The organism is Phnomibacter ginsenosidimutans, assembly GCF_009740285.1.
Taxonomy (GTDB): Bacteria; Bacteroidota; Bacteroidia; order Chitinophagales; family Chitinophagaceae; genus Phnomibacter; species Phnomibacter ginsenosidimutans.
The window spans coordinates 1,751,125-1,770,321 of record NZ_CP046566.1 but is presented as its reverse complement, the minus strand read 5'-3'; the positions used below and the strand labels follow the sequence as shown (position 1 = coordinate 1,770,321).

Here is a 19,197-nt window from a genome sequence, read left to right as displayed (position 1 = left end):
CTCAAAACAAAAAAATACACAGGACGCGGATTTACAGGATGAAACGGATGCACGCAGATGTAAAAACTTTGAGCCCTCTGTGTCCTCTCCCGCCTTGAGCGGGACAAGTAGTGCGAAATTGTTGCCATAAAGCGATGCAGGTGAAGTGTCCCGATAGCTATCGGGAGACACAACGAAGTTGCCACAGGGCTCAACTGCTCGTCTCAAAAAACTAAGCTTGCTTTTGCAACCAGTAAACTTGTGAGCTGCAGGTGCCGGGGTGGCGATAGGCATGCCACACACTGCGCAATCCCGCCAAAAATGCGGCGGGCAAGTTGCCTTTGCCATGCTGGTATTGTTCGCTGAGCATGGCGATGTAAAAAGCATCAAGCCACATGGGCTGTATTTTTTTTACCACAAAACCATGCTGACGAGCCAGCACTTCAATACTGGCTGGGGTAAAATGATAAAGGTGACGCGGCACATCGTAAGCAGCCCAATGGCGGCCATATTGCTGTGCGTCTTTACTGAGGTAGTTGGGCACGGCAATCATCAGCGTTCCATCGGCCTTGAGGCAATGCTGAAAGGCCTTGAGATAGCCATGCAAATCATGAATGTGTTCGAGCACATGCCACATGGTGATGGCATCAAACTGCTGCGCCGGCATGTGGTACAATGCTGCTGGATCTTGCGGCTGCAGCTGGTATAAGCGTTGAGCATTGGCTCTTGCGGTGGCATCGGGTTCCAGACCGGTAACCTGCCAGCCTGCCTGCTGCATGGCATGAAGAAAAGCGCCAGTGCCGCAGCCCACATCCAGCAATTGGCCGGTGCGCCGCTGTGTAGCCCTTTGTACATCTTTCCTTTTTTTAGCCAGTGTGTACGTACGGGCCAGCTTGTAGAGTTTGCTGACAAGCCCTTTGTTGGTATCGCTGTGCGAAATGTAATTGTCGGATTGGTAGTAAGGCCCGATATGCGCAGCATCGGGTACGGACTGCGTAAACCGCACGGTACAATCGGCACATGCTGCAATGGAAAACTGCTCGCCACTAACGGTGTAATCCTTGCAGGACATAACATGGGCAATGCGGCTGCCACCACACACCGGACAAGAAGTATACTCAACTACAGATACAGACATGGTGCGCAAATGTAGGATTTGAGAGCACAGAAAAAGGCAATGGCCACAGGCAAATAATACGAGGAATTATCGATGCCTGTATCATGCTTACACAAGAGCAGGTTTTTACATTTTATTTGTGTGTATTTGGTGTATTGCGGGCATCTGTTGCAATGACGAACGTAGTATTTTGCATACGCAATATTTATGAACCATCCCACCTGGCGCCAGCGCCTGTCATACTTCTCCCTTTTTGTACCGGTACGGCTCTATCTGTTGCTGTTTGTATTGGCCATGGCCATAGCCTGGTGGTGGCTGCAACGCCAGTTGCCTACCGACCCATCATTTACCGGCGCCTTGTTGCAGCTGCTCATTAAAGCAGCTTTTAGTGCAGTGTTATTGCTCATTGCTTTTTGCCTTACTACTACCCTGCTACCGTTTTTGTGGCTGGCATGGCACATTAAAAAAAGGCGGGTGCAGGTAAACATTGCCCATGCAGAAGACGGCGATGATTATGGTGGCCGTAAAATCACGATTCAGATTCAACCCTTATGGCAGCCGCTGTTTGGTTTTTTGAGATACCGTTTGTTGTACGATGGCATCAAATTGTCGCCCAAATTTTCGCTGGTGAGCAATAGCCAGCAAAAGGGTTGGTTTACATCGCAAAAAGCCGGTTGGTACTACTGGCCTTTGCCCGCCATTCGGGAGTATGATATTGAGCAAATGCTGGTGTACTTCGAAGACCTGTTTCAGTTTTTCAGTTTCAGTTTGCGGATACCGGTAAAGCAATCTTTTTACACCAAACCCCGCCGGCGGGAGCAGGAAACAGCCATGGTGTCGCCACAGCGAACCGAGCAGGAAAATGTGCGGATAGAAGAACTGAAACGCATTGAAGGCGAATACATCAACTACAAAAACTTTGAAGACAACGACGATGTGCGGCGCATTGTGTGGAAGATTTACGCCAAAAACAAAGAGCTCGTGGTACGCATACCCGAGATACTCGACCCATACGCTTCGCACATTTACATGTACACCAGTTTTTTTGACAGCCTGGGTATGGATGATAACTACCTCGTCAATACACGTGGGTTGGATCATTTCAAAATCAGCTGCTGGAGCCTGTACAGCCAGTTACAAAAAGCAGGGCGTTTGGTAAAACTGATACCCGACCAATTGCTGCCCAACCGAAACTTTGCCAATGCACAGCAAGCCACGGAGTACAATTTATCGGCCAGCAACTGGCACCACGAAGACGACCTGTTGAGTGTGGTACCTGCCAAAGGCCATGCATTGATTTGTTTTTCGAGCCTGAGCAGCCCGCAGCAGCTGGACCAACTGCTGCAACGCCAGCAACAGAAAGCTACATTAGTATTTGTAGAGTTGAGCAAAGGCATGCCCAAACGGCAAATAGGCAAATGGTTGCGCTGGATTTTCATTAAACCAGAAGGTAATTTTGAGAAACAAGGTTTTACAGAAATTGGGAAATACAGTACGCTGAAACAACTAAAAGACAATGAAGCACTGCTGCTGCAACTACTGCAAAAGCATGGTGCCGATGCATTGAGAATTGGATAAGGCATGATGCAACTGAAACAATACACGTTTAGAAAAGAAGCTGCCCTGTACCTGCTGCTTGGCCTGCCGACAATTGCGGTAGTGGGCTATGCCATTTTCGAAGCCAACCAATATTTTTCTTTTTTGCAAAATGGCTGGCGCATGCAAACACTGGAGTTTGCACTCGGCATGCTGGCGGCCTTCTCATTGTTTCTGCGCAGGTTTCGTTTTTTACCCATCAGCTTGGTATTGCTGGCCATTGTAGCCGGCACCGGCTTGCTGGTAGAAACCCAACTCACCGGCGAACTGGATGCATATTTCTGGAGTGTAAAATTTTATACTGCGGCGTTGTTTTTTGGTACAGGCTGGATAGCCGGATACGGTTTCGCCCGGGCCCGTTTCTTTAGTGTGGTATGGTCCGTGCTATTGTTGGCAGCGATGGCTGTGGTAGTAGCAACCACTGCAACATTGCAAAGCAACATGGTGATAGCCTTGTATGCCCCTACTTTGGCATATAACTTTTACATCATTTACATCAGTGAGTTGCTGCGCAACATCAACACCCGAGAGCCGGCACTGTTTTGGAAAGTAGCCCGCCGCATGTTGGGTTTTATGGCGCTGATGATATTACTGATTGCCGGGTTGCTCTATTGGCTGAAGCCGCAATACGAAGGCGTAGAAAAAGAATGGAGCCAGCAACAACCCAAAGAAAGCAACAACAAAGGCAGTGGCATGACGCACAACGATGGCAGCGGCACCACTACCAACCAGGGCATGGGATTGTCGGGTTTCAACAACAAAGCCAACAAAGACTCGGTAGTGTTTGTAGCCAAACTCGACAACTTTTTTGTAGATGGCAAAACACCCAACCCGCTGTATTTCATCACCGATTATTACAGCAAGTTTGATATAGAAACGCAAACATTTGAAGTAGATAGTCTGCGGCCTTTCAATGATTTGTTTAGCCCCGATGTCAGCCAGATTCCGCTGTTCTTTACCAAGCAAGACACCAGCGTTTTGTACTCCGCCACCAATGGAAAAATGCGCCGCACCGCAACTGTTGAAGTGTACAAAAAACAATTGAGTGCCCGGGTATTTACCGCTCCATCCACAGCCTATTTTGTGCAGCCCATTTCGGTGCCCGATGAAAACAAAGATGTGTACCGCAGTGCCTACCGGGCCAAGATGATGGTGAGTGAACTGAACAGCGCCTACTTTGTGTACAACCCCGCCGGTGCTCAATGGCTGGAGCAGTTTCAGGAAGAACGCTTCCGCATACTGCGGGAGGCACCAGACTACAGCCAAACGAATGCTGCATTTATGCAGTACTATACCAGTATGCCTTACGGCGAAGAATACGACAGCATACGGGCACTGGCAGCAAGCATTGTAGCAGAAACCGGCGCCAACACCACGGTGGACAAAGCCATTGCCATGCGAGACTTTTTTATGCGCAAAGACGAAAACGGTCAACCAACTTTTAAATACTCCGACAACCCCGGCGTACCCGGCATACCCAGCGCCAACAAACTCACCTACTTTTTATTCGACAATAAAAAAGGTTACTGCGCTTACTATGCAGGAGCTACGCTGTTTTTGTTGCGTTCACTCGGCATACCCAGCCGCATTGCTACCGGCTTTATGACCATTGACCGCAGCAATAAAAACCCCGGCTGGTATTGGTTTTACGAAGACCAGGCGCATGCCTGGGTGCAGGTTTATTTTCCGGGTTATGGCTGGATAGATTTTGATACCACCGTGCCCGATGCCGAACAACAACAGGCACCACAACCCGACCAAACACCACCACTGGCTACGCAAACCGCTTGGCTGGTAGCCAACGGCACTGTAGTGAGCAAAGATACTGCAGCTAAAAAAGTAACCATGCAATTGGAGAAGATGCTGTACTGGGATCGGCCCTACGAACTAAAGCCCACACAGCCCTGGCTGATGGATGTGAGCATGGCAAAAATCACCCACGACACCGGCGTAGTTAATTTGAGTGCATTGGAAAAAGGCCAACAGATTGTTGCGGTTTCGTACGCCAACACATTTAAAGAAATTGAACCTACTGAAGCGGATAACGCAATTACATTGCTGCAACGCTTTCCGACACCAGCACCAATTGATGAAATCAAAATCATGCTGACAGAAGAAGAAAAAGCAGCGCTGGATAAACAAGTTGTGCCAGAAACACCCACCGACTGGAATGCCGTTTGGCGCAACCTTGCCATTGGCACCATGGCCTTCATTATTTTGTTACTGGCATTGCCCTGGCTCATTTTCCAATACCTGCGTATGAGAGCTGCCACAGCCGGCAAGCCAGCCACACAACAATACTGGCGTTACCTCAGCATGATGTATTACCTGCATCAAATGGGCATTGAAAAAACGGGGTTGTCACCAGTGCAGTTTGCCCGCCAACAAGTAGATGCACAATTTGGCACACAGCTCGAAAGCTTTATGCAGGTATATCAAAAACTGAAATACAGCAAGCAACCACTCAACAGCCGCGACCTGGAAATAGCAGCAGCTTACTATCCCGCTACCATTCACACAGTGAGCAAACAATTGCCATTCAAGCATCGTTTTTCACACATGATCGACCTGCGCCGCAGCATCAGTTTCTTTAGCAAACCATCATTATACGCATCATAACCACCCGCCAATAAAACACAACACCATGGAGCAAACTCAGGCAACCGAAATGGCCATGCAGCACCTGCAACAATTGGTTGATAATATTGAAACCGTTATCAAAGGCAAACGCAGCCAGATCAAATACATCTTGACAGCCTTGCTGGCGAAGGGCCATATTTTAATGGAAGACAATCCCGGCACGGGTAAAACCGTAATGGCCAAAACGTTGGCACAAAGCATCAGCGGTGCCATGGGTGGCGATAGCAGTGTGGGTTTCAAACGCATTCAGTTTACACCCGACCTACTGCCGATGGACCTTATCGGTTCGCACATTTACGACGAAGACAAAAAAGAATTCGTCTTCAAAAAAGGACCGTTGTTTACCAATGTATTGCTGGCCGATGAAATCAACCGGGCATCACCAAAAGTGCAATCGGCATTGCTGGAGTGTATGGCCGAAAATCAAATCACCATTGGCGATACCACTTACAAACTCAATAAGCTGTTCTTCACCATTGCTACTCAAAACCCGGTAGAAATGGAAGGCACTTATCCGTTGCCTGCTGCACAGCTGGACCGCTTCTCTATCAAAATTATTTTTGGTTATGTAGATGAAACAACGGAGTTGGAAATCTACAACAACTACTTAGGCATTGCCAACAACCTGCAGCACATTCAGCAAGTGCTGAGCATGCAAGAAATTTTGAATTTGCAAGAGCAGGCGGAGCAGGTAACCATTCACGAAGAGTTGGTGAAAGCCGTACGCAATATCGTGTGGGAAACACGTCGTCACCCTGAAATTATTCTCGGTGCTTCTACCCGAAGCGGCATCAACTTTTTGAAATGCCTGAAAGCATACGCATTGGTCAACGGCCGCACATTTGTGACCGAAGATGACATCTTCGACCTCACGATTCCGGTGCTTGACCACCGCCTGATGTATCGCAACAAAGAAGCCAAAGCCAATGCGTTGCCTGGCATCTTGAAAACAGAAATGGATCGTTTACACAAACTGCGCATTACTCAATAACAGCCTTCAACGTTCATGAGTTATTTCCGATACATATGGAGTGTTGTAATGTTGTTGCTGGCAGTACATAGCCATGCACAAAACCCTGCTGCCCGCTACGAAATAGATGCGAAGCGGCAAGGCGTTTCTCCAACGGAAAAAGATGCATTGCCAAGAGGCAAAGAGTTTGTGCGGCTCGACAGCACCTATTACATGGGCTGGATGTACCAAGGCATGTACCTCAGCGACCGCTCTGCCGATGTAAGTGGTTTGGAAAAGTCATTGCCTTTTTTGCGCAAGGCCTTTTTGCTGATGGAAAAAGACTTCGGCGCATTGCTCACCACCATTTTCAACGACCCGTATACGTACACCGTGAATAACCAGCGGTATGTAGATTATCTGACACTGACCAATGCTGTACGTGAAGTATATGAAAACCTGGAACGTCCCGACAGTGCCATGTGGGTATTGCAAAAATTGAAGGCCAAAAGTTTTCGCAAAGATCATTTCGGCAGTTTGTATCCAAGGCTGGCATGGCTCATCCATCGCAACAGATTTTACACCAAAGAGCAGTATCGTTTTTTGCGCAACTCCGTATTAGAAAATGAACAGCTGGCTTTAGCTGCCTGCTACGAAGGCTTGGATCACATCAACCGTAACCTGGAAAACAACAACTTGTGGTTTGGCGACTTTCAGGCAGAGCAAGACCGGATGAGCATTTACCACAATTTATCACTCATACACTCCTACCTCAAAAACTACGACAGCAGTGCATACTACTATGAGCAAATGGCATCGTACGGAGCTGTCAGCTGGAACAACTATGGTAGCTTGAAAGCAGAAATTGGCGAGTTTGCAACGGCTGCAGCAATGTACGACCGTGACCGTTACAAATATGGTGGCTTTAAAAACCTGATGGAGCCTTATTATTACTTGCCCATCCTCAACATTTACGCAGGCAAAACGAATGAAGCCATGTCGATGGCAAAAGAGGCCATTGAATTATCGAACTCATCGCCGGGCTTTGGCTGGTACAATATAGCATTGGCCCGCTCTTACCTCTACAATGGCGAATTGGATAGTGCCTGGCTTACGCTCGACAAGGCGGCACATTTCAAAGAAATTCACATTGGCACTACGCTTACACAACCGCAATACGAGTTTACCATTGGCGTACTCAAGTTAGTCTGGTTCGAAAAGAAAATTGCAGCCACCAAGTTTTTACATCGCAATTGGTGGTACCATCCCAAATGGTTGTACGAGGTAGCGTCGCTGCAGGCGCAGCAATACGTGCATGAATATTTACTGGCCAATCAACTCATCTTAAACCCAGAAAGAAGCCGCATCATTTACGACCTTTTTTGTGGTGAAAGCACCGTGAGTTACGATGAAATTTTTTCGCTTATGCATCGCTTCAGTCCCCGCTACTTCAGCAAGCTCATGCATGACTACGCCAGCCTCGACCCAAGAGAAAAAATCAAACCCTATTTCACGCTGTATGAAGGCAGGCTGCTTTGGACGCAGAAAAAATATGCAGATGCTGCTAAAATGTATTCGACATTGATGCAAACCCGTGTGGACACCGCTCATGAAAAACTCTTTATGGCCCGGCTATACGAAGGCTTGTGGGAACACGCTGTGCGGGAAGACAACAACGATGATGCGCTGAAGTATCAAACACTCTTGTTCGACAATTATCCCAACCTGATTCCATTTAGCAACCTGCCGTTTACGATGCAGTTGCAATTCAGCGGTCTTTCGGATGTAATTACTAAAAAAGTACAGGCAGACATTGAAAGCTGCAACTGGCAAAACTACAGCAATGCTGCTGTGCCAAAAGCCATGGTTCAATTCAGCAAAAAGGGCAGCAAGTACAGCGCCAAAATTGATGTGTACGACAGCCGGAGTAAACTTCGATTGAGTAGAAATATTCGGTTTACCAGTGCTGACAAAGTGGGGCAGGAAATTGCCTTCAGCTTTTTTGGCGTAGAAGTGCCGTTAGAAGTGGAAGCGCCTGTGGCCAATGCCGCTGGTGAAAAGCTTTAATCACACCACTCGTTTTCATCGTTTTTTAAAGTATTGAAAAGGCTGATACCCGCTTCGGGAAAGGCTCACAGGCTTTCTCAGGAAATGCCTTTCGCATTCGTTATTTTTGCGCCCCGCTGCCCGGCAGCGTATATTATATTGATATGGAACTGAGCAAAAACTTTGAGCACCAACAAGCCGAAACCAAGTGGTACCAGCACTGGCTGGACAAGCAATATTTTCACAGCACCCCCGACCATCGGGAGCCGTATACCATTGTTATTCCGCCGCCCAATGTGACCGGTGTGTTGCACATGGGCCACTGCCTCAACAATACCATTCAGGACATTCTCATTCGCCGGGCTCGCATGCAGGGCAAAAATGCCTGCTGGGTGCCGGGCACCGACCACGCCAGCATTGCCACCGAAGCCAAAGTGGTAGGTATGCTCCGCGAAAGAGGCATTGCCAAATCTTCGCTCAGCCGCGATGAGTTTTTGAAATACGCCTGGGAATGGAAAGAGAAATACGGCGGCATCATTTTACAACAACTCAAAAAACTGGGTTGCAGCCTCGATTGGGACCGCACCAGTTTTACCATGGACCCCGACTATTATCAGTCGGTGATTAAAGTGTTCATCGACCTGTACAACAAAGGCCTCATTTACCGTGGCAAACGCATGGTCAACTGGGATCCTGTAGGCCTCACAGCGCTGAGTGATGAAGAAGTCATCTTCAAAGAAATTGACAGCAAGCTGTACTACGTTACCTATCCTTTTGCCGATGGCACACCCGGAGGCATGACGGTGGCTACCACCCGTCCCGAAACCATATTGGGCGACGTAGCCATTTGTGTAAACCCAACTGACGAACGCTATACTGCATTTGTTGGCAAAGAAGTTATCGTGCCCATCATCAACCGCCGCATTCCCATTATTGCAGATGAATACGTGGATGCTGAGTTTGGTACCGGTGCATTAAAAATTACACCGGCACACGATAAGAACGACAACATGCTCGGCCTCAAACACAACCTGAAAGCCATCGATACCCTCGATGCATCGGGCAAGTTTACCACCGCCGAATTGATGGAAGAAAATCCATCGGAGCAAGTGCAGGCCTACAATGGCATGGACCGTTTTGAGCTGCGCAAAAAAATTGCTCAAGACATAGCTGCACTGGGCCAGTTGGTAAAAGAAGAAGACTACCGCGGACAGGTGGGTACCAGCGAACGTACCGGCGCCATTATTGAAAGCAAGCTGAGTTTGCAGTGGTTCATCAACATGACTGCGTTCATGGAAAAGAACCCGCAAGTGCTGGAAGATGTGTTGAACGACAGCATTCAATTTCACCCGGAGAAACTGAAGAATACCTACCGCCACTGGTTGAGCAACATCAAAGATTGGTGTATCAGCCGCCAGCTGTGGTGGGGCCAGCGCATACCAGCTTGGTACGATGCTGAAGGCAATTATGTAGTGGCCACAACCGAACAAGAAGCGGAAACTATTTATCAAGATAAATTCGGTCGTCCGTCGTCCGTTGTCGGTGGTCTTTCTCAAGATGAAGATGTGCTCGACACCTGGTTCAGCAGCTGGCTCTGGCCCATGGAAGTGTTCAAGGGCATCAGCAATCCAGGCAACGCCGATGCGAAATATTACTACCCTTCTACCACCTTGGTAACGGGTCAGGATATCATTTTCTTTTGGGTAGCCCGCATGATTATGGCCGGCTACGAATACGAAGGAAAGCGTCCGTTTAAAGATGTTTACTTCACCGGCATGGTGCGTGATAAGCAGGGCCGCAAAATGAGCAAGCAGTTGGGCAACAGCCCCGACTTACTAGGCCTTATTGATAAATATGGCGCCGATGCTGTTCGCTTTGGCATCCTCATTGCCTCACCCGCCGGCAACGATTTGCTGTTTGATGAAAGCTCATTGGAACAGGGCCGCAATTTCAACAACAAGTTGTGGAATGCCATGAAGCTGGTGAAAATGTGGGAAGGCCGCCAGGCAGACAATGCCGCACAATTGGCCGACAGCCAGTTTGCGGTGGATTGGTTTGGTGCCCGCTTGCAGCAGGTGAAGCAGGAGCTCGACGGACTCATGAGCCAGTTCCGCCTGAGCGAAGCGTTGAAGACTGTGTACTCATTGATTTGGGATGATTTCTGTAGCTGGTACCTCGAGTGGGTGAAGCCCGGTTTTGAGCAACCTATTAGTGCAGAAGTGTACAAGAAGACCGTTCAATATTTTGATGAACTCTTGGAATTGTTGCATCCCTTCATGCCGTTCATTACCGAAGAATTGTACCACAACATGGCACAACGCACCGACGATTTGTGCACTCATTTGTGGACGCCTGCAGGTACCCCCAATGCTGCACTATTGCAGCAGGGCGAACTGCTGAAGCAAGTGATTTCTACCCTGCGAGAAGCAAGGGTGAAAAACAACATCAAACCCAAAGATCCCATAAAGCTGCACATTCAAACGGCAGTGCAATCGAACTACGAAAGCATTGCTTCGGTATTGAAAAAGCAGGTGAATGCCACCGATCTTTTCTATACACAAGAAGCGGTAGCCAACACTGTGGTGGTAGCCATCGAAAGCGAAAAGTTTTTCATTGAATCGGAAAGAGAAATTGATACCGCGGCGCTGAAAGCTGAACTCTTGAAAGACCTGGCTTATCAGCAAGGCTTTTTGGATACCGTGATGAAAAAGCTGGGGAACGAACGTTTTGTAGCCAATGCCAAACCCGAAGTGGTGGCCATTGAACAAAAAAAGAAAGCCGATGCCGAAGCCCGCATTAAAACAATAGAAGAAAGTTTGGCAGCGTTAGGCTAAGCAAATACGAATCGCATGAAGCATTTCACGTTATGGATGTTCCTGATAGCTGTGCTGGGTGCTACCGGTTTGGCACAAACCAAGCCGGCAGCAAAACCCAAGCCCGCAACTGCAACACCTAAGCTCACTGCTGCCGATACCGCCATGCCCAAAATGCAGGTACGTTTTGGTCCTTACAAAAAAGGAATGCCAGTGCTGATCAGCGATTGGAAGCAGGCGTTAAATGCTCCCTTAGTAGTAACGGACACAGCCACGGGCACCGACCTGCAGGTGGTGAGTTTCAGGTTTGGCTGGCGCAAAAAGAAGCATCCGATGACATCAAAACCGGCAAGCGAAAAATCATTGCCAACTTTCAGGCAGTAGATGTGTACGATAGCCCACGCATACCCGAAGCATGGCAGGCCGAAATGAAAGAGTACGTGCAAACGAAAGAAGAGCTGCTCTTTGAAGAGATTATTGTACAGCATCCGAAAACGAAAAAATTATACCAGGCACCTCCCCTGTTTTTGAAGTTGTTGTAAACCATGCACATCCGACCTGCTACCACTGCCGACATCGCCAGCATCCAGCATTTGGCAGCCCTTGTATGGCCCACTGCTTACGCCGATATTTTATCGCCACGGCAAATGCAATACATGCTCCACATGATGTATAGCGAGGAAGTATTGCGGCGCCAAATGACGGAAGAAGGGCATCAGTTTTTGATAGCAGAAGAAGACGGAAAAGCCATTGGCTTTGCGGGTTGTGGCCCGGTGGAGGGCAGCGAATGGAAACTGCACAAATTGTATGTGCTTCCTTTTTTGCAACAAAAAGGTGCGGGTAAAACACTGATTACAGAGGTAGAAAATTTGGCAAAATCGCAGGGCGCCAAATCCCTCATTTTAAACGTGAATCGTAATAACAATGCGGTTGGTTTTTACCAACACCTCGGTTACCAGATTTACGACCAGGGCGACTACCCCATTGGTGCGGGGTTTTATATGAATGATTACAAAATGAGGAAAGCAATTAGCTGATGTGCTAATGATATAAGCTGGCTTCTATGTATGGACTCAGCCTTAACCTTAACCTTAACCTTGACCTTAACTTTCCCCTTTCTTCCTCTCGACCTTAGCCTTTCTCTTCTGTCTTCTTTGGTTTCTCATTCATACTCATCATACCAATGATCAAATTGAGAATGGAAGCCAGCAGCATGATGTAAATGCCGGGTTGTTTTTCGGGCAGGTAGCCATCATATGAACTGGTAAACAGCAGAAATGTGCGGATAGCAAATGCCATGGCCAACCCTGAAGCAACCAGATTGAGGCGGTACAACCAAATTTTCCGGAGAGCATGTGCAGCCAGGCCAATCAATGACATGGAAATGAGAAAATAGGCTGGCTTGCCGTAATAGTTTTTCTCTGTGAAAAAGCCCGTGAAGAATTTTTCAATATCCGGATACCAGGTCCAGTGCATAAAGCAGGAACCAATAATGGCCAGCGATGCTGCCAATCCAAGCCAGTTTCTCCAGGTACGTTGCATAGTGTTTTGTCGTTTTTAGGCGGTTTGCCAAACAAGCAACACGCAGATATAAAAAATGATTACCCTGAGGTAATCATTTTTATTTTTAAAGCTTGAGGTACCGAGCGGATTCAAACCGCTGTACGAGCTTTTGCAGAGCTCTGCCTAGTCTCTCGGCCACGGTACCTTTTGTCAATTACCCAACAGGTGTTCCTGTTTTGGGATTGCGAAATTAGGGGAAACAAACTTTATGAAAAATTGAAAATTCAAAGTGCCGTTGTTTGCGGATATTGCAGTCGCAAAAATGGTGCACATACGGTATTCTTTTTTACCCAACGGGCACTTACTTTTTTCCCCCTTTGAATACTTAAAATGCCCAGTGGGTTTTATCATGAAACGTATTGCTGAAAGTGAACTGATTATCAACAGCCGTGGCGCTTTGTACCATATCGATTTGCGGCCCGAAGAACTGGCCGGTACCGTGATTACCGTGGGCGACCCCGACCGTGTGGCCGTGGTAAGCCGCTATTTTGATACGGTTGAAGTACGTCGCCAGCACCGCGAATTTGTATCGGCCACCGGTACTTATAAAGGCAAACGCATCACCGTTATCAGCAGCGGTATTGGTACCGACAATATTGATATCGTATTAAACGAACTGGATGCGTTGGTCAATATTGACTTGAATACACGAGAAGAAAAACCAGAAAAAACTTCCCTCAACATCATTCGCCTGGGCACTTGTGGTTCGTTGCAAGCCGACATTCCCGTGGATAGCTGGGTGGCTGGTACGCATGGCCTCGGCATCGATAACCTGCTGCATTATTACGCCTTTGAGCAAACCGAAGAAGAAGTGGGCCTGCTGCAGCAATTTGTAACGCAAACGCAGTTTGGCAGCCAGTTTTCGCAGCCCTACCTCGCTGCTTGCAGTGTGCAGTTGCTCAAGCATTTTGTTGAAGGTTATCATCAAGGCATCACCGTTACCTGTCCGGGTTTTTACGGGCCGCAGGGCCGTGTGCTGCGCCTTGGCCTGCGCAATCCCGGATTGATTGAAGCCTTTACCCATTTCAGCAGTGGTGCCCATCGCATTGCCAATTTTGAAATGGAAACCAGCGCCATTTATGGCCTCGGCCGTTTGCTGGGCCACCACTGCCTCAGCCTCAATGCCGTGGTAGCCAACCGGGTAAGCAAAACTTTCTCGTCAGATGGCGGCAAAGCCGTCACCAACCTGATTGAAAATGCGCTGGATAAAATAGCCGCCATCGACTGACCGATGTCAGGCTTTGCCCGGCAAACATTTCATCCTTTTGTGGTTCAGATTGACTGAGCCTTTTGAAAAACTGAACGACAAGCTTTTCATGAACATTCATTTTTACAAGTACCACGGCACCGGCAACGATTTTGTGCTGATTGATAACCGTGACGAAAAAATTCAACTGACCACAGAACAGGTAGCGTTCTTGTGCCGCAGGCATTTTGGCATTGGCGCCGATGGTTTGATGGAATTGCGCAATGCTCCCGGCTACGATTTCCGCATGGTATACTACAATGCCGATGGCAAAGAAGGCAGCATGTGTGGCAATGGCGGCCGCTGCCTGGTGAAGTTTGCTCACCACATGGGCATTCACAAAAGCGAATTCAAATTCATAGCAGTGGATGGTGAACACTATGCCTCCATTGAACTGAACGGTTGGGTACGCTTGAAAATGAAAAACGTGAGCAGCCTCGAACGCAATGGCAACTATGACCTACTCGATACCGGCTCTCCGCATTTTGTAAAAAGTGTGGACCGTATCACTGAACTGGATGTGGTAAGCGAAGGCCGCAGCATCCGCTACAGCGACCGCTTTAAAGCCGATGGTGTAAACGTGAATTTTGTAGAACCTCTGAGCAGTACCAAGCTCTATGTACGCACCTACGAACGGGGCGTGGAAGACGAAACCAACAGTTGTGGTACTGGTGTTACGGCTGCGGCTATCGCCAATGCCCACAACGACCGCGGTTTCAACCATGTAGACATTCGCACCAAGGGCGGCAAGCTCTATGTAGAATTTGACCGCAAAGACGATGATGTGTTTGAAGACGTATGGCTGGCCGGCCCTGCCGAAAAAGTGTTTGATGGTTTTATTGAGCTGAAATAAGCAAAAGTTCGGGGCCGCAGATTCACAGATTATCCGGATAATAATTGCTATCGCAATCTGTGAATTAGTGGCTTATCAAAAAATTTCTTTACAGTGAATCCCTGCGTAAGCGGGGATTTTTTTGGCCATTTGCCAAACACTTTAACAGCTTGTGTGTACTGGATAGCAACACAATCATCGTCCGATACAGCATGTTTTTTCAAATGACGCATTTTCACTCCCGCTCCATCGTTAGCAGCCGTTGGTTTTTCCTGTTTGTAATGTTGTGTAGCAGCTTGTTGGCCGTGGCTCAAAAACAAACCGTACTGGTAAGTGGTACGGTGAAAGGTAGCAATGGCAAACCACTGGAAGCCGCCACGGTGTCGGTGTACACACTTGTAAAAAATGAAACCAAGACAGATACTTTTTCTGCTGTAGGCATTAGCAATAAGTTGGGTGAGTTTACGGTAAAAGCCGTGGCTTCCGAAGCCATGCAAATAGAAATCAGCCTCATTGGTTTTACCACTGTGCTCGAACCCATTGTGTGGCTCACGGGCAGCGGCCAGCTCAAAGCCGGCAGCTACACCCTTACCGAAGCCAGCAACCAACTGGGCAATGTGGTGGTAACTGCCAAAAAGCCTTTCATGCAGCTGGGCGTAGATCGCCGCATTTTTAATGCGGAAGCCAGCATTGTGAGCAAAGGCGGAACCGCTGTCGATTTGATGCGTACCATACCCGGCCTGAATGTAGATGTGAATGGCAACGTGCAGCTGCGCAACAGCTCACCACAAATTTTTGTAGATGGCCGCCCCACTATTCTCACACTGGAGCAAATACCCAGCGACGATATTGAAAAAGTAGAAGTCATTACCAACCCTTCGGCCAAGTACGATGCCGGCAGCACCGGCGGCATCATTAATGTGGTGTTGAAGAAGAGCCGGCGCAATGGCATGAACGGCACGGCTTCTATTGGTGGCGGTGTTCCCAAAGTGTTCAACAGCAATGTGAGCATCAACTACCGCCAGGGCAAGCTCAACTTTTTGCCAGCGGCAGTTACAACCGTAGTGGCGGCACGGCCATCAGCAAGGCCGATCGTACCAACAAGCAAAACGGACAAGCCAGCTCCTACTTCAACCAGCGTACCGAAAGTGACCGCAGCCGCAGGTTTACTTCCGGCCGCTTCGGGCTCGATTATTTCATGGATGACATGAACTCCATCAGTGTGAGCCAGGGTTTTGTAGATGGTCGTTTTGGTTTTGAAGAAATACAAGACCAAAACTACTACGATGCCAACCGGCAATTGACACAAACAGGCATCCGTTATAACAATGATTACTTTGGTTTTAAACGCCAAAACACACAGGTGAACTACCGCCGCACTTTTGCCAAAGAAGGAAAAGAATGGACGGCCGATTTCACCTACAACGGCGGCACCAATGGCGGCGCCAACGACATCAGCAACCAACTTTATTTTGCCGATGGCAATGCCAATGGCGCAGCAGTGCTGGTACGCAACGAAGGTGTGGGCAATGGCCGTCAGTACACGTTTCAAACAGACTATGTCAATCCCATCAGCGAAAACAGCAAGCTGGAACTGGGAGCCCGCAGCTATCACAACATCAGCAACGATAAGTTGGATGTATTTAGCGTAGCCAACAGTGGCAATACCAAATTGCCGCTGAGCAACAATTATGGTTTTAAAGAAATGATTAACGCCGTGTATGGCAACTACAGCAATGCCTTGGGCAAACGCTGGAAATACCAGGCGGGTCTGCGTTTTGAGTATTCCAAATTTGATGGCGAACTGAAAGACAGTGCCCAAAAATTTGGCTACACTTATCCCAACAAAAGCAGCGGTATCTGGAATGCTTTCTTCCCTAGTTTGTACCTCACTTACCAACTGAAAGAAGGTCACGATTTGCAAATCAATTTCAGCCGCCGCATTCGCCGGCCCAATTTCTGGCAAATCAATCCGTACACCGATATCAGCGATCCGCAAAACATACGCAAGGGCAACCCCGCTTTGCAACCAGAGTTTACCAACAGCTTTGAAGTAAACTACAACCGGGTGTATGACAAAGGCAACTTTTTGATTTCTGCCTATTACAGAAACAATACGCAAGACATCACACAGTTTACGGATACCATTGGAAGCGAATTGCTGGCACAACTCAGCAGTGCAGGCATCACACCAACTGCATTGGTATCCACATTCATCAATGCCGACCGCACCAACCGCAGCGGCCTCGAACTGACCTGGCAGCACAAGTTTTCACCGGCCTTCGACATTTCGCCCAACCTCAACTTTCAGTACAGAGATGTAAAAGCAACAGTCAACAACATTAACCTGAACAATTACGGCTTCAACTGGAATGCACGGTTAACCATGAACTATAAAATTGTGAAGCCGGACAGCAAGTTGCTCAACAATATTTCCTTTCAACTGATGGGTGAATACGAGAGCCCGAGAGTGATACCACAAGGACGCATGAAAGCGCAACAATCCATGGACTTTGCCATTCGCAAAGATTTCCTGAAGAATAACGCAGGCACATTGACGTTCAATGTGCAGGACGTGTTCAATAGTCGCATTATGGGTACCATTACCGATACCGATCGTTTTTATCAGGACTCCTATCGTCGTTGGAATGTGCGGACCATTCGCCTTACGTTCAGCTATCGTTTTGGCAACAAAGACCTGCAGATTTTCAAACGCCGGGAAGGCGGCGATGGCGAAGGTGGCGGGGAAGGATAGTTCATAGTTGATGGTTGATGGTTGGTAGTTGACAGTTTAGATGTTAGATGTTAGATGACAGATGTTAGTATGAAGGCATTTAATATCAGGTTAATACAACAGGCCCCGATTTTCATCGGGGCCTGTTGTATATAATCATTTCTTGAAGTACTACTATTTACTAATTACAAATCCCTAATTACTAATCGCAAATCAGAATCTACTGCTTTACAACCCTTGCCTGCCAATGCTGTAGGCCATCGGTAATGGTTACAAAATAAGTACCGGCTGCAAGGCTTCGCACATCCAGTACAGGTTGGGCTGATGAGGTGGCGAAAACGAATTTTCCGCCAGCATCGTACACGGAAAACACCAACTTCTGATTACTGGCCGGAATAGCAAACCGCACCTGATTACTTGCCGGATTGGGCATGGCTTGCAGGTTTGTGTTCGCTTGTGTATTTGCCAGTATCACCACATTGCTATACTCAAATGCGCCATCCATATCCAATTGTTTCAACCGGTAGTAACGTACACCAGCCTGTGCACTTTCATCAATAAACTGATATTGTCTTTTTTGCACACTATTACCTGCTGCAGGCACTTTACCAACCCGCTGATAATGGATGGCATCGGCACTTCTTTCAATGTCAAAATACCGGCTGTTGGTTTCGGTAAGTGTATGCCAAGAGAGCAATGCCTGATTGTTTTGCCAGCTGGCTTGCAGTGTCATGCCAGTTACGGGCAATGCATTGTTCACCGTAAAAGTATCCATGGCATACATGCTCCAGCGTTGCTGTTCATCCTTCACCCGAACAAACAAAAAATGTTGTCCGTTTGAAAGCACTGCCGGAACAGCAACAGCAAAATTGCCGGCAATGGTTGGTGTAGGTGCAGGCACTGGTAAATTAACCCCCAAGCCAATACCGGGGTCGGTATCAATAAAATATTCGGCAGCCACAATATTGCCCGTAGCCAAGGCCGATGGTGTAATGTAAAACAGCCGCTGTGAATACGCACCCCATACACCGTCGGCATTTTTAAAACGCAAAGCCAGTGTATGAAAGCCTTCCGACAAACCTGCCACAGGAACATCGATCAACGTAGCCACTGTAGCGCCGGGCGTAATGGTTACAGCCACAGGTGTAGCAATGCTTACTCCGGGGTCAGCATCTATCAGGTATTCACCTGCAACAATATTGGCTGCCGTATTTGCATTAGTAGCCACATAAAACATCCGCTGTGAATACAACGCCCATTTTCCCGAAGCATCTTTAAACCGGATGGCCAGTGTATGAAATCCTTCACTCAAACCATTGAGTGAAATATTTAATAACGTGCTTACAGTGCTGCCGCTGCCAATTGCAAAGCTTTGTCCATTGCCCAAGCCAGGATCGGTATCAATAAAATATTCTGCGGCAGCAAGATTGCTCACTAACGAACTACCTGTAGCTAACACGTACACCAACCGCTGTGTGTATTGTCCCCAGTGGCCGGCATTGGATTTAAACCGCATGCTCAAACTGTGAAAGCCTTCTGGCAATGCTCCGATGGGCACACTTACTTGCTGATTGATTTGTGCAGCAAGCAGTTACACTCACCGGCACGGCATTGCCCACTCCCGGATCTTGATCGAAAAAAAACTCACCGCCGACAATGGTTTGGGCTTGAGCTGTGCCTGT

At 48.0% G+C, this 19,197-nt stretch carries 15 protein-coding genes; 12 read left to right on the top strand and 3 right to left on the bottom strand.

Translation table 11 applies throughout. The features are described 5' to 3' along the window. Nucleotides 1-211 precede the first annotated feature (211 nt). Nucleotides 212-1,117, bottom strand: coding sequence for a class I SAM-dependent methyltransferase (locus GLV81_RS07660; protein ID WP_157478275.1), 906 nt, complete (start codon nt 1,115-1,117; stop codon nt 212-214). Between the two features lie 186 nt (nt 1,118-1,303). On the opposite strand from GLV81_RS07660, the gene GLV81_RS07655 reads away from it, so the two are divergent. The 8 genes from GLV81_RS07655 to GLV81_RS07620 all read left to right on the top strand — a co-directional run bounded on the left by GLV81_RS07655 (nt 1,304) and on the right by GLV81_RS07620 (nt 12,177). Further along, entirely contained in the window at nt 1,304-2,674 is a 1,371-nt protein-coding gene (locus GLV81_RS07655; protein ID WP_157478273.1) for a DUF58 domain-containing protein, read from the top strand. Between the two features lie 3 nt (nt 2,675-2,677). Continuing rightward, nucleotides 2,678-5,311: a transglutaminase domain-containing protein gene (locus GLV81_RS07650; protein WP_157478272.1), complete on the top strand. Its 2,634-nt coding sequence runs from the start codon at nt 2,678-2,680 to the stop codon at nt 5,309-5,311. Nucleotides 5,312-5,336: 25 nt separating this feature from the next. Continuing rightward, entirely contained in the window at nt 5,337-6,323 is a 987-nt protein-coding gene (locus GLV81_RS07645) for an AAA family ATPase (RefSeq protein WP_157478270.1), read from the top strand. 15 nt (nt 6,324-6,338) lie between these two features. Then, on the top strand, nt 6,339-8,348 hold the full coding sequence (locus tag GLV81_RS07640) for a hypothetical protein (RefSeq protein ID WP_157478268.1): 2,010 nt from the start codon (nt 6,339-6,341) through the stop codon (nt 8,346-8,348). A 143-nt stretch (nt 8,349-8,491) separates the two neighbouring features. Further along, nucleotides 8,492-11,161, top strand: a complete 2,670-nt coding sequence (locus GLV81_RS07635; protein ID WP_157478266.1) for a valine--tRNA ligase — start codon at nt 8,492-8,494, stop codon at nt 11,159-11,161. 15 nt (nt 11,162-11,176) lie between these two features. Then, nucleotides 11,177-11,524: a hypothetical protein gene (locus GLV81_RS07630; protein WP_157478265.1), complete on the top strand. Its 348-nt coding sequence runs from the start codon at nt 11,177-11,179 to the stop codon at nt 11,522-11,524. Between the two features lie 2 nt (nt 11,525-11,526). Beyond that, nucleotides 11,527-11,682, top strand: a complete 156-nt coding sequence (locus GLV81_RS07625; protein ID WP_157478263.1) for a hypothetical protein — start codon at nt 11,527-11,529, stop codon at nt 11,680-11,682. 3 nt (nt 11,683-11,685) lie between these two features. Next, complete coding sequence (locus GLV81_RS07620; protein WP_157478261.1) at nt 11,686-12,177, top strand: GNAT family N-acetyltransferase; 492 nt, start codon at nt 11,686-11,688, stop codon at nt 12,175-12,177. A 94-nt stretch (nt 12,178-12,271) separates the two neighbouring features. Here the strand turns inward: GLV81_RS07620 and GLV81_RS07615 are convergent, their stop codons facing one another. After that, a complete protein-coding gene (locus GLV81_RS07615; protein WP_157478258.1) occupies nt 12,272-12,682 on the bottom strand; it encodes a hypothetical protein in 411 nt (136 codons plus the stop codon). A gap of 370 nt (nt 12,683-13,052) precedes the next feature. Between GLV81_RS07615 and GLV81_RS07610 the strand changes: the two genes are divergently transcribed. From GLV81_RS07610 to GLV81_RS07595, 4 genes are all read left to right on the top strand, one after another. Further along, entirely contained in the window at nt 13,053-13,931 is an 879-nt protein-coding gene (locus GLV81_RS07610) for a nucleoside phosphorylase (RefSeq protein ID WP_157478257.1), read from the top strand. Between the two features lie 37 nt (nt 13,932-13,968). Next, a complete protein-coding gene (gene dapF / locus GLV81_RS07605; RefSeq protein ID WP_246186312.1) occupies nt 13,969-14,802 on the top strand; it encodes a diaminopimelate epimerase in 834 nt (277 codons plus the stop codon). Nucleotides 14,803-14,993: 191 nt separating this feature from the next. Continuing rightward, complete coding sequence (locus GLV81_RS07600; RefSeq protein WP_157478255.1) at nt 14,994-15,992, top strand: TonB-dependent receptor; 999 nt, start codon at nt 14,994-14,996, stop codon at nt 15,990-15,992. After that, nucleotides 15,980-17,536, top strand: coding sequence for an outer membrane beta-barrel family protein (locus GLV81_RS07595; RefSeq protein WP_157478253.1), 1,557 nt, complete (start codon nt 15,980-15,982; stop codon nt 17,534-17,536). Before GLV81_RS07600 ends, GLV81_RS07595 begins: the two co-directional genes overlap by 13 nt. Nucleotides 17,537-17,735: 199 nt before the next feature. Here the strand turns inward: GLV81_RS07595 and GLV81_RS07590 are convergent, their stop codons facing one another. Beyond that, entirely contained in the window at nt 17,736-19,073 is a 1,338-nt protein-coding gene (locus tag GLV81_RS07590; RefSeq protein WP_157478251.1) for a T9SS type A sorting domain-containing protein, read from the bottom strand. Nucleotides 19,074-19,197: the final 124 nt, after the last annotated feature.